The following is a 12148-nucleotide window of genomic DNA, read 5'->3' on the forward strand; positions in this document are numbered from 1 at the left end:
ACCTAATTTCGGATCTGCGGGTGGAAAGCACCGGGCCAAATATCCTTGCCGAGGATGGGCGTAGTGGTTTAATCGGAATTCGACTCCTCTATTCGTCGGACGATTCCCTTGATTTTGAGATCGAGATGGATTGGCTGCGCGTCGCATTGACGTGTCAATCTCTCGGAGTTCGCGTATCTCAGTGAACCTTCGCATGCAATTGGTTTTCGCGCCAAAGGGGCTCTTCGAGGCCACCTTCGACCAAGGTCCAGGGGCGCAGTTCGACCCGGTGGAAAGCTGCGACGAAGTTGCGCGCACCGTGCGCGAACTTCTGGCGTCCAAGTGGCGCAAGGAGGAAGCGCCAGATGGGCATCGCGCCATGGCCTACTGTGAAGGCTCAATGTTGGTTGTTAAATTCGATCCTATCGGGGTTGATCCGGTAGAAATCGATGCGGAGGAGTTCGTCGTCGAGTTCGACTAGCCACGCGTGGTCTGCTCCCGGGCCGTGGACGCCTGGAAGAAGGTCTGGGCCGATATCCGGACAAGACTCGGGGAAGTCAGGTTCGTTCCAGGAGATCGGTCATTTCCATGGGCGAGTCGATCGATGACCGCTCGGAGGTCGAGATCGGCTGAGACCTGGCTGTGACGGGTGCCAGCACGCCCCATCCATCGGGGTGCAGGCACCATACCCGCGCTGGATGCCGCGGCGTAGCGTCCGTCGGGTCGGCAACGACGCACGCAGGAGGACTCATGGCGAGCCAGCTCAACCCGTATCTCAACTTCCCGGGCACCGCCCGGGCAGCGATGACCCGCTACCAGCAGATCTTCGGAGGTGACCTCCAGATCCTCACCTTCGGCCAGTTCGGCGCCGAAGGGCCGGGCGCCGACGGCGTCATGCACGCACACCTGGAGACCGACGCCGGCTTCGTGCTCATGGCCTCCGACCTCCCGCCCGGGTACGTCGATGAGGGCGTGATGCCGTCGAGCATGCACGTCTCCGTCAGTGGCGACGACGCCCGGCTCCGCGACTACTGGAACGGCCTCACCGAGGGCGCCGAGGTGACGATGCCCCTCGAACGACAGATGTGGGGCGGCCAGTTCGGTGCGCTCACCGACCGGTTCGGCGTCTCGTGGATGGTCAACATCGGCAAGGCGGAGCCGGCGCTCAGCTGACCTCGGATGCCGGGACCGCTCACCCGGCGACCCGGGTCGTCCGGCCGGACAGACCCGCTCGGCACCGGGGCCGCTCATCCGGTGCCCACCGCCGCCTCGAGCTCGGTGAGGGCCTCGCCGGAGTACACCGCGAGCCGCTGCAGGTGCGGCAACGCGTCCCGGTCCCCGATGAAGCCGATGTTCAGCGTTCCGGCGTACGACTGCGCCGTGATGTTGAGGACCATCGAGTGCGTGGGGATGGACACCGGGTACGTGGCCTCGAGGCGGGCACCCCGCCAGTACAGCGGCTTCGTCGGCCCGGGCACGTTCGAGATGCACACGTTGAGGGTCAGCGGGAGCGGCAGCGGCAGCCCGACGAGCGCCCGTGCCGCCTGGACGGCAGCCGGGGCGAGCAGGCCTGCGCTGTAGGCGATGACCGCGTCACCCGTCATCCCCCGCATCCGGGCCTTGGCGGCCCGCGAGGACGCCGTGACAGCCGTGAGCCGCGCGACCGGGTCCTCGATGTCCGTCGCGAGCGACACCAGCGTCGCCCCCACGTAGTTGCCGCCACCGTCACTGTCCCTGGCCCGGACGTTCACCGGGACGAACGCGACGAGCGGCCGGTCCGGAAGCTCGTCCAGCCCGGAGAGGAAGCGGCGCAGCCCACCGGAACACACCGCCATGAGCACGTCGTTGAGCGTCGCGTGCCGAGCCCGCGCGACGGCGCGCAGCCGCTCGATGTCGTACTGCTGGGTCGCGAAGCGCCGGGCCCGGCCGGTGCGGCCGTTGAGGACCGACATCGGTGCCTGGTACGAGGTGACGGCCCGGCCGGATGACTGCCCGCGCCTCAGCTCGGTGTCGACGAGCGTGCTGACGACGCTCGGCACCGAGGACACCGCGGACGAGAGGCTGCGCAGCACCGACACGGCGTCACCCACCGGCTCACGCGGTGGCGAGTCCTCCCGGTGTGGACGCGTCAGGGCCAGGAAGTGGGCGTGGGTGCGGTCATCGGGGTCCTCGGTCAGACCGCGCTGGAGGATGCGGTTGCCGGTGAAACCGTCGACGAGGCTGTGGTGGATCTTCATGTAGACGGCGAACCTGCGTGGCGCGACGCCCTCGATGACGTGCAGCTCCCACGGCGGGCGGCGGAAGTCGACCTGGTTCGAGTGCAGCCGGCTCACCAGGACACCGAGCTCTCGCTCGCCCCCTGACGCCGGCAGCGCCGAGTGCCGCACGTGGTAGTCGATGTCGAAGCCGTCGTCCTCGACCCACCGGTGCACCGGCTGGCGCAGCAGCCGCCGGGTCTGGAGGCGCAGGTTCCAGGGCGCCTCGACCGGTGAGGCGCGCAGGTCGGCGACGAAATGCCGCAGCCAGGTGTCGTCCTCGCCCTCGGGGTACCGGAGGTGGAGGAGCGAGCCGACGTGCATCAGCGTCTCCGGGGTCTCCCCCATGAGGAAGATCGCGTCGAGAGGGGTGGCCCAGCGGGACGGCGCCACCGCCTCACCCGGCCTCGACGGCGACGGCGGTCGCCACGTCGGGCGTTCCGGCGGCCGCCGGGTCGTACGGAGCCCAGGTGCCCTCGGGCTGCGCCAGCCGGTCGGCGACGACCCGCAGTGTCTCGAGGTGGTGCCCGTAGCCGAGGTGCGTCGCCCCGACCTCGACGTTCTCGGTACGCGGCGCCGGGTCCGCGACGCAGCACCGCCACGAGACGATGCCGTCCCCCCGCGAGTAGATGCTCGTCGTCGGCACCTCGAGCGGTGCGGCCCGGGCGGCCAGGGCCTCCGGGTGGAAGAGGTCGTCGGTGAACGTGCCGCGGTTGAGGAGCCGGTACATCGTCCAGGCCCGGGTGGCGGCGGGATGGCCGGTGAACGGGCTGCCGAGCGTGATGACCTGACGGGTGTAGTGCGGCAGGGCCCGGGCCATCTCGCGGGCGTAGATACCGCCGGCGCTCCAGCCGACGAGGCTCACCGGACGGCCGTAGCGGTCGTAGAGCTCGAGCAGCAGCTCCTCGAGCTCGTCGGCCAGCGTCGAGGACATCCCGAGGTTGCGGCCGTGCCGCCAGTCGTGGGTCCGGTGGCCGAGCCGGCGCAGGTGCCCGCGGAGGAACACCGTGGACTCCGGCCCGGCGAGGAAGCCGGGGATGACGAGGACCGGATGCCCGTCGCCCCGCGGCCACGCGTCGAGGTCGCGGGTGGCGAGGGCGGATGCCGCGAGGTCGAGCGCGGTGCGCCACTCACGCCGGGTGGCCCAGAGGGTCGGCGCGCTGCCGTGCGCGTCCGGAAGGCCTGCGTCCGGGCTCATCGTCGCTCCTCTCCGTGCTCGCGGCGCGACGTCCTCCCGGTCGCAGCGCTGCGAGGGCAGGGTCGATTGTCGCAGAGCGCGGCTCGCTAGGGGAGTCCCCGGGGCCGGCGTGCCGGGCCCGGCTCAGTCGACCTGCCGCACGACCAGGAGGTCGCACTGGGCGTGCATGACGATGTGGCTGGCGACGGAGCCCATGAGGTACTCGTGGATGCGGGGGTTCCTGGAGTTGAGCGCGATGAGGTCGCAACCGAGCTCGCGCGCGGCCTCCGGGATGGCCCGGTGCGGCGCACCGGCCCGGACGAGGCACCGCGACGTGGCCGGGTCGAACCCGAGGCCCGCGACGAAGCTCTCGAGCTTCGGCAGGCTGTCCTCGGGCACCTCGTTCAGGTTGTCGGAGATCTTCGGGACGATCGTCACGAACAGCAGCTCGGCGTCGCTCGTCGTGCTCACCGCCTGCGCCTTGTGCACGAGCTCGGCCGAGGCGCCGGCGTGGTCGAGCTTGACCGCGACGAGGACGCGTGTGTACATCCGTCTTCCTCCTGCTGGGTGGGCGTGGTCGGGGCGGGCCGCCGGTCAGTCGCCGGCGCGGTCCGACACGGTGACCCGCTCGGGCTCCTCGGCACGGGCACCGTCCGGCTCCCCCGAGGGGTGTCCGGGGTCGTCGCGTGGCGTGGCGCCCGGTTCGCCCGTGGCCTCGTGGGTCGGCGCCACGGACGGTCCGGCGGGGCCCGGCGGTGCTGCCACGGCCCGTTCGGCGGCCAGCGCCTTCATCAACCCCCACATCATGATGAACATGATGATCGAGAACGGGAGTCCGGCTGCCAGAGAGGCGGTCTGCAAGGCCGCGAGGCCTCCCGAGGCCAGCAGCACCGCCGCCACGGCGCCCTCACCCAGCCCCCAGAAGACCCGGTAGCCCGCCGGTGGCTCCTCCTTGCCCATCGAGATGAGCGTCGTGACGACCAGCGTCCCGCTGTCCGAGGACGTCACGAAGTACGTGATGATCAGGACGAGGGCGATGAAGGCCAGCACGCTGCCCAGCACGCCGAGGCCGAAGTTGTCGATGACGAGGAAGAGCGGCCGCGCGATGTCCTCGTTGACCGCGTCGATGATCCCGCCGTTCTCCTCGAACTCCTGCCAGAGCGCGGTGCCCCCGAAGATCGCCATCCAGAAGAACGTGATGAGCGTCGGCACGACGAGCACGCCGACGGCGAACTCGCGGATGGTGCGGCCCCGGCTGACCCGCGCGATGAACATCCCGACGAACGGGGCCCAGGCGATCCACCAGCCCCAGTAGAAGATCGTCCAGGTGCCCTGCCAGCCGCTCTCCGGGTTGGGGTCGACCCACAGGCCCATCGGGATGACGTTGGTGACGTAGTCGCCGACGTTCGTGATGAAGAACCCGAGCAGGAACACCGTGGGCCCGACGACGACGAACACCGTGATGAGGAGGATCGAGAGCCACATGTTGAGCTCGGACAGCATCTTGATGCCACGCCCGACCCCGGAGACCGCCGACAGGGTCGCGACGCACGAGATCACCATGATGAGCACGTACTTGACCCACGCGTCCATCGGGACGCCGAACAGGTGGTTCAGCCCCGCCTGGATCTGGCCCGCGCCGAGCCCGAGGGTCGTCGCGACGCCGAAGACCGTGCCGAACACGGCGAGCAGGTCGGCGACGTGGCCCCACGTGCCGTAGATGCGCTTCCCCAGGATCGGGTAGAGCGCCGCCCGGATGGTCAGCGGCAGGCCCTTGCGGTAGCTGAAGTAGGCGAGCGCCATCCCGACGATCACGTAGACCGCCCAGCCGTGCAGGCCCCAGTGCAGGAAGGTCACCTGCATCGCGGTGCCGGCGCCCTCCATCGAGTTCGCCGTACCCTCCTCGAGGAACGGGGCGTTCTGCACGTGGTACAGCGGTTCGGAGACCGACCAGAACAGCAGCCCGATGCCCATGCCCGCACCGAAGAGCATCGAGAACCAGGAGAAGTTGGAGAACTCCGGGCGGTCGGTGTCCTTGCCCAGCCGGATGGAGCCGTAGGGCGAGAAGATGAGGAAGACCACGAAGAAGATGAAGATCGCGATCGACAGGATGTAGTACCAGGCGAGGTTGTCGTTGATCCACGTCTGGACCCAGCCGAAGATCTCGCCCACCGTCTCGGGTGCCACGACGCCGGCCAGCACGAACGCCAGGATGATCACCTTCGAGGCGGTGGCCATCACCGGGTTCACGTCGCGGAAGATCCCGCGCGTTCCGACATTGAGACGAGACTGGTCGATTCCGGTCATCACGCTTGCCTTTCGCTGCTGACCATCCGGTCGTCGAAAGCCACCCGCAGGCACTGGTCGGTCTCCGCCCGCGACTCACCCGTAGTTGTCCGTGGTCGGGGATGCTACTGCTCCTGCACGTCCCGCGTAAGGGCGGCGACCTGCGGCGCGACCTCGGCCGGCCGTCCGGGAGCCGGTCTCGTCCAGGCCGACGACGCGGCCTACGGTGGGGTGATGGCGGCGCACGACGAGGCGGGAACGGCGACGAGGACCGAGCGCGACACGATGGGGGAGGTGCAGGTCCCGGCCGACCGCTACTGGGGCGCGCAGACGCAGCGCAGCCTCGAGCACTTCGACATCGGTCGCGACACCTTCGTGTGGGGAAGGCCGGTCATCCGCGGGCTCGGCCTGCTCAAGAAGGCTGCGGCACAGGCGAACCTCGAGCTCGGGCTGCTGGACGCCTCCGTCGCCGACGCCGTCGTGCAGGCGGCCGACGAGGTGGCGCGCGGTGAGCTCGACGACCACTTCCCGCTCGTCGTCTTCCAGACCGGCTCCGGGACGCAGAGCAACATGAACACCAACGAGGTCGTCGCGAACCGCGCCGTCGAGATGCTCGGGGGCGCGCTCGGCTCGAAGGACCCGGTGCATCCGAACGACCACGTCAACCGCAGCCAGTCGAGCAACGACACCTTCCCCACGGCGGTGCACGTGGCGGTGGCGCTCGAGCTGACCGAACGGCTGCAGCCGGCGGTCGACGGGCTCGTCGCGGCGCTCGACGCCAAGGCGGAGGAGCTCGGCGGCGTGGTCAAGGTCGGCCGGACCCATCTCCAGGACGCGACGCCGGTGACCCTCGGCCAGGAGATCGGGGCGTGGAGCGGGCAGCTGTGGGAGGCGTGGGCGGACGTCCGGCACGCGGGGGACCGGGTGCTGCAGCTGTCCATCGGCGGGACGGCCGTCGGGACCGGGCTCAACGCGCCGGAGGCGTTCGGGCCCGCGGTCGCGCGGCACCTCGAGACCGAGACCGGGCTGGGGTTCCGGCAGGCCGATAACCTCTTCGTCCAGCTCGCCGCGCACGACGCGCTGGTGGCGGTCTCGTCCTCGTTGCGCACGTTGGCCGGAGGGCTGATGAAGCTCGCGAACGACGTGCGGTGGCTCGCGTCCGGGCCGCGCACCGGGATCGGCGAGCTGCGCATCCCGGAGAACGAGCCCGGCTCCTCGATCATGCCGGGCAAGGTGAACCCGACCCAGTCGGAGGCCATGACGATGGTCGTCACGCGGGTGTTCGGCAACGACGCCACGGTCGGGTTCGCCGGGACCCAGGGCAACTTCCAGCTCAACGTGTTCACGCCGGTCATGGCGCACGGGGTGCTCGAGTCGGTGCGGCTGCTCGCGGACGCCTGCCGGTCGTTCACCGAGCACTGCGTCGTCGGGCTCGAGGCCGACCGGGAGCGCATCGCCGAGCACCTCGAGGACGACCTCATGCTGGTCACCGCTCTGGCACCGCACATCGGCTACGACGCGGCGGCCGCCATCGCGAAGCAGGCCCACCGCGACGGCTCGACGCTGCGCGAGGCCGCTCTCGCGTCCGGCGAGGTCACCGGCGACGACTACGACCGATGGGTGGACCCGGAGGCGATGACCCGCCCCGACTGACGTGCCGTCCCGGGTGCACGCTCGGCGTGAACGCCCTACTGTGCCAACCGTGATGGTCGATGTCCGTGAAGTGGCGCCCGGTGTCTGGCACGCCCGGGCGAAGCACGTGGCCTGGGTGCTCCTCGTCGAGGGCGGGGAGGTGACCTTGGTCGACACGGGCTACCCGGGCGACCGGGACCGGGTGGTCGCGTCGCTGGAGCAGGTGGGGCGCGCTCCCGCCGATGTCGCGGCGGTCGTGCTGACCCACGCCCACCCGGACCACCTGGGCAGCGCGGAGTACTTCCGCACGCAGGTGGGTGCTCCCGTCCTGGTCCACGAACGGGAGGTCCCGAACGCCACGGGCGAACGGGTCGAGCAGGTCTCGGTCGCCACGCTCTTGGCGAGGGTCTGGCGACCGGATGTGGCGGTGTGGATGCGAGACATCGTGGGTCTGAAGGCGGCCCGGGCAGAGCGGCTGGGCGCGGTCGACACCTTCACCTCGGACCCTCTGGACGTCCCGGGGCGTCCCGTCCCGGCGCCGACCCCCGGTCACACGTCCGGGCACAGCGCGTTCCACCTGCCCGAACAGGGTGCGTTGCTGGCGGGGGACGCCCTGATGACCGGCCATGCGCTGGTGCGCACGCCCGGCCCCCAGCTGCTTCCGTCGTTCTTCAACCACGACGACGACCGGGCGCTGGACTCGCTGGGGATGCTGGCCCCGCTGGCGGCGGACGTCGTCGTGCCCGGGCACGGCCCGGCATTCACCGGCGCCCCCGCCGACGCGGTCGCCGCCGCCGTCGCAGCTCGCGTCGGGTAGCCAGGGCCGAGCTCACCCCGACCGGTGGCGGTGCGCGCCGGACGCGCGGATCAGGGGCCGAGCAGCGGGACGTCGAGGTCGTAGGCGAGAACGACGGCCCGCGCCAACCTCGCCTCCTGTTCCGGGAGGAGGTACCCGATGGTGCGGCCAACCTGGTCCTTCGAGACGGTGGTGACGTTGTCGATCGAGACGGCGGCGTCGTGGTCGAGGCCGTTCATCGGTCCGACCGGTACCTCGCTGCTCAGGCCCTTGACCGTCGAGGTGATCGGCGCGACGGTCACCTTGGCCATGGTGTCGCGGGCCGCCGGACGGGTCAGCACCACGGCGGGCCGGGTCTTGTCCAGGCGAACCAAGCAGATCTCGCGCACGTCAGTCCACGGGCGGGACGTTCCGAGAGGTCCACTCGACCACGGCGTCGAGGTCGTCGGCGGGTCCGACGCGACGCAGGATCTCGGCGTCGTGCTCGGCAGCGAGACGGCGCATCTCGCGCTCCAGTGCGCTGCTCACGAGAGCTGCGCGACTCGAGGCCCGACCACTGCGCACCGCCTCGTCGAGGAACTCGACCATGTCGTCCGGGAGGCGGACCGCGATCTGCGTGCTCATCGCTCCAGACTACAGTGTGAATCCCAGAACGGGATGCGGTGGGTTGGCTCAGGTGGCGAGGAGGTCGCGGAGGTCGTCGGCGGTCAGGGCCTTGCTCATCGCGGCGCCGTCGTCGACGACCTTGGCGAAGAGGTCGCGCTTGCGCTCCTGCAGCGCCACCACCTTCTCCTCCACCGTGTCCCGCGCCACGAGCCGGTAGACGTTGACCGGTTTGGTCTGGCCGATCCGGTGTGCGCGGTCGATGGCCTGCGCCTCGGCGGCCGGGTTCCACCACGGGTCGAGGACGAAGACGTAGTCGGCCTCGGTGAGGGTGAGTCCGAAGCCGCCCGCCTTGAGCGAGATGAGGAAGACCGGCGCGTCGCCCTCGCGGAAGGAGGCGATCCGGTCGGCACGGTCACGGGTGCGGCCGTCGAGGTACTCGTAGGCGATGCCCTCGGCCGTCAGCCGCTCACGGACGATTGCGAGGAAGCCGGTGAACTGGGAGAACACCAGCGCCCGGTGGCCCTCCTCGGCGAGCTCGGTCACGTACTCGACGAGGGTGTCGACCTTCGCCGAGGAGGCCAGGCCGGCGTACTCGGGGTCGACGAGCGAGGGGTCGAGCGCCATCTGTCGCAGCGCGGTGAGGGCCCGCAGCACCGCGAGCCGGTTGCCGTCGAGGTCGTCGATGAGCCCGAGCAGCCGCTGCCGTTCGCGCTGCAGGTGCCGGTCGTAGACGGCCCGGTGCCGCGGATGGAGGTCGACCGTCAGCACCTGCTCCTGCTTCGGCGGGAGCTCGGTGGCGACAGACTCCTTCGTGCGGCGCAGCATCAGCGGGCGGACGCGCCGCCGCAGCATCGCGAGGCGGTCGGTGTCGCCGTCCCGCTCGATCGGGTTGGCCCACTGGTCCTTGAACGCCGCCGGCCGCGGATGCAGCCCCGGCGCGACGATGGACAGCAGCGACCAGAGGTCCATCAGCGAGTTCTCGAGCGGCGTCCCGGTGATCGCGAACTTCGCCCGTGCCGAGAGCCGCCGCACGGCCTGGTACGTCTTCGCCTGGTGGTTCTTGACGAACTGGGCCTCGTCGAGGACGACCGCCGACCACGGCCGCGACCGCCACGCGACCTCGTCGATGCGCGCCACCGTGTAGGAGGTGATGACGAGGTCGGCGTCCCCGACCGCGTCATCGAGCGACCGTCGCTCCTTGCCCCGCGTCCGCTCGACCACGGCCGTCCGCAGCGACGGCGCGAACCGTGCGGCCTCCCCGGCCCAGGTGGAGAGCACGGAGGTGGGCGCGACGACGAGCACCGGGTGCTCGAGCTCGCCGCGCTCGCGGGCCCGGAGCACCATCGCGAGCGTCTGCACGGTCTTGCCGAGGCCCATGTCGTCGGCGAGCACGCCACCGAGCCCGCAGTCCCAGAGCAGCGAGAGCCACCGGAAGCCCTCGACCTGGTACGGGCGCAGCGTGGCGTCGAGGGTCGCCGGGACCTCGGCGGGCTCGACCCCCGTGCCGTCGACGAGCCGTCCGACGGTGGCCTGCCAGCGCTCGCTCTGCTCGTCGACCACGCCGAGGTTCGTCAGCTCCTCCCACAGCCCGACGTGGACGGCCGAGATGCGCAGCGGGTCGGACGGCTTGTCCTGCAGCGAACGCGCCTCCTCCACGAGCCGACGGAGCGTCTCGAGCTCGGGCCGGTCGAGCGAGAACCACGTGCCGGAGTCGAGGATGAGGTGCTCGTGCCCCCGCGCCACTGCCTCGATGAGCGGCGCGAGGGGGACGTCCTCGCCGGCGACGGTGACCGAGATGCCGAGGTCGAACCAGTCGGTGGCGCCGTTCGGGCCGCCGGAGTCCGTGGCGGATACCTGGATGAGCGGCGCCTCGTCGGCCTCGCTGTACTCGGCGATCTCGCCGACGACGGTGACGTCGAGGTCGGGGACGTCCTCGAGCACCGGGAGGACGTCGGTGAACGCGATGGTCCGCAGGCCGTGGAGGCGGACCTCGGGCACGAGCCGCTGCTGCTGGGCGACGACCTGCCAGAGCGCCTCGAACCCGGAGACCTCGGGCATCCCCCGGAGAGTGTCGACGAGCCGGCGCTCCGCGGCGCGGTCGCGCATCGGGTCGGGCTCCTCGGCCGTCAACGGCACGGCGACGCCGTCCGGCCCGCCGTACCGGAAGCCCCACTCCAGGTGGGTGCGGTGCCCGGGCTCGAACGTGACCGTGAGGGCGAGCCGGGGCGGGACGGCATCCGGCAGCTCGAGGGCGGGGTCGAGGCTGCGCACCCGGGCCTTGCGGCGCAGCCCCGGCAGGTGGGTGACCGTGAACCTGGCCCAGTCGCTCTCGGGCACCTCGATCGTCCCGAGGTCGAGCAGCCGCTGGCGGCTGGCGTCGAGCGGCTCGGCGAGGGAACCGAGGACGAGGGTGTCGTCATCGCGCAGCCAGAACCCGGTGGCGGGCGACCCGACGAGGTGGGTGTCGGTGCCGGGCTCGACGGGGAGGTCGAGGCGCGGGCGGAGCTCCGCGCCGTCCTCGGTGCGCTCGATGTCGACGACGAGCTCGGCGGGGTCGGGCGCGAACGCCACCGCGCGGTCGCCCCCAAGGTCGGCCAGCAGGCGGATGCCCGCGCGGTCGGCCGCGCGCAGCAGCGAGACCCATCCGGCCCCGAGGTGGTCGAGCTCGATGGCGTCCGGCATCCGGCCGTACCCGAAGGCCCGGACCGAGCGGCGGTGGGCGTCGGCGATGGCGGTGAGCGCGTCGCGGTGGTCGTCGGAGAACGTCACGGCCCCGAAGCCGTAGTACCCGCCGCCGAAGCTCTCCCAGGAGACGCCCGAGCGGATCCACTGCCCCCGCACGCCGGGGACGACCGGACGGAGCCGGAGCCGGGAGCGCCCGGTGTCGGTGGTGACCCGGGCCCGGCCGCCGGCCGGCGCGGCGGACTCGAAGTACAGGCCGACGGGGGTGTGGTCGAGAGGGGCCTCGTCGTCGAGGACGCCGCCGAGCGCCTGCTCCCAGGTGGGGCGGGATGCGTCCACGTCGCCGGGGGTGACCGGCTCACGGTCACGCAGCGTCGCGGCGACGGCCACCGCGTGCTTGCAGTCGCCGGCGACCGGGCAGGAGCACCGGCTGTGCCACCAGCGCCGCGCCGAGGACCCCTCGCCCCGGCGTAGCGCCACGTGCGTCGTGTACGTCTGCCCGGTGCTGCCGCCCACCCAGCCCGTGGCATCGGCACCGTCGGGCGAGACCTCGACGTCGACGACGCGACCCTCGCGGGCGTAGGCGAGCCCGCGGGCGACGGTCACGGTGCCGCAGAGCTCGCCGAGCTCGCGGTTGGTCAGGGCCGCGAGGCGCTGCGCGGTGACGACGCGGGCCATCGACGACCTCCTCCCAGGGCCCCGGGCCGCCACCCTGCGTCGGCGGCCCTCGAACAC

Annotated in this window: 11 protein-coding genes; 4 read left to right on the forward strand and 7 right to left on the reverse strand. The window is 71.3% G+C overall.

Annotation, left to right across the window (positions count from 1 at the left end; all coding sequences use genetic code 11):
- Positions 1–181: 181 nt before the first annotated feature.
- A complete protein-coding gene (locus JQN72_RS13780; protein ID WP_204135696.1) occupies positions 182–460 on the forward strand; it encodes a hypothetical protein in 279 nt (92 codons plus the stop codon).
- Between the two features lie 269 nt (positions 461–729).
- On the forward strand, positions 730–1152 hold the full coding sequence (locus tag JQN72_RS13785; RefSeq protein WP_204135697.1) for a VOC family protein: 423 nt from the start codon (positions 730–732) through the stop codon (positions 1150–1152).
- A 74-nt stretch (positions 1153–1226) separates the two neighbouring features.
- Here the strand turns inward: JQN72_RS13785 and JQN72_RS13790 are convergent, their stop codons facing one another.
- The 4 genes from JQN72_RS13790 to JQN72_RS13805 form a co-directional block, all read right to left on the reverse strand.
- Positions 1227–2627 (reverse strand): wax ester/triacylglycerol synthase family O-acyltransferase, encoded by a 1401-nt coding sequence (locus JQN72_RS13790; protein WP_204135698.1) that lies wholly within the window; start codon positions 2625–2627, stop codon positions 1227–1229.
- 4 nt (positions 2628–2631) lie between these two features.
- The gene (locus JQN72_RS13795; RefSeq protein WP_204135699.1) at positions 2632–3432 is read right to left on the reverse strand and encodes a triacylglycerol lipase; all 801 of its coding nucleotides are present in this window, start codon (positions 3430–3432) and stop codon (positions 2632–2634) included.
- 123 nt (positions 3433–3555) lie between these two features.
- A complete protein-coding gene (locus JQN72_RS13800) occupies positions 3556–3960 on the reverse strand; it encodes a universal stress protein (protein ID WP_204135700.1) in 405 nt (134 codons plus the stop codon).
- A gap of 45 nt (positions 3961–4005) precedes the next feature.
- Positions 4006–5661 carry a BCCT family transporter gene (locus JQN72_RS13805; protein WP_204135701.1) on the reverse strand — a complete coding sequence of 552 codons (1656 nt, stop codon included), beginning with the start codon at positions 5659–5661 and terminating at the stop codon, positions 4006–4008.
- A gap of 270 nt (positions 5662–5931) precedes the next feature.
- Here JQN72_RS13805 and fumC point away from each other — a divergent pair, with 270 nt between their 5' ends.
- Positions 5932–7350 carry a class II fumarate hydratase gene (gene fumC, locus JQN72_RS13810; protein ID WP_204135702.1) on the forward strand — a complete coding sequence of 473 codons (1419 nt, stop codon included), beginning with the start codon at positions 5932–5934 and terminating at the stop codon, positions 7348–7350.
- Positions 7351–7402: 52 nt separating this feature from the next.
- Complete coding sequence (locus tag JQN72_RS13815) at positions 7403–8146, forward strand: MBL fold metallo-hydrolase (RefSeq protein WP_239100663.1); 744 nt, start codon at positions 7403–7405, stop codon at positions 8144–8146.
- A gap of 50 nt (positions 8147–8196) precedes the next feature.
- Here the strand turns inward: JQN72_RS13815 and JQN72_RS13820 are convergent, their stop codons facing one another.
- From JQN72_RS13820 to JQN72_RS13830, 3 genes are read right to left on the reverse strand one after another with little or no spacing between them, the layout of a single operon-like run.
- Positions 8197–8514 (reverse strand): type II toxin-antitoxin system PemK/MazF family toxin, encoded by a 318-nt coding sequence (locus JQN72_RS13820; RefSeq protein ID WP_204135704.1) that lies wholly within the window; start codon positions 8512–8514, stop codon positions 8197–8199.
- Between the two features lies 1 nt (position 8515).
- On the reverse strand, positions 8516–8749 hold the full coding sequence (locus tag JQN72_RS13825) for a ribbon-helix-helix domain-containing protein (protein WP_204135705.1): 234 nt from the start codon (positions 8747–8749) through the stop codon (positions 8516–8518).
- Positions 8750–8797: 48 nt separating this feature from the next.
- Positions 8798–12091 (reverse strand): DEAD/DEAH box helicase, encoded by a 3294-nt coding sequence (locus JQN72_RS13830; protein WP_204135706.1) that lies wholly within the window; start codon positions 12089–12091, stop codon positions 8798–8800.
- Positions 12092–12148 lie beyond the last annotated feature (57 nt).

Source organism: Phycicoccus sp. CSK15P-2 (assembly GCF_016888005.1).
Taxonomy (GTDB): domain Bacteria; phylum Actinomycetota; class Actinomycetes; order Actinomycetales; family Dermatophilaceae; genus Phycicoccus.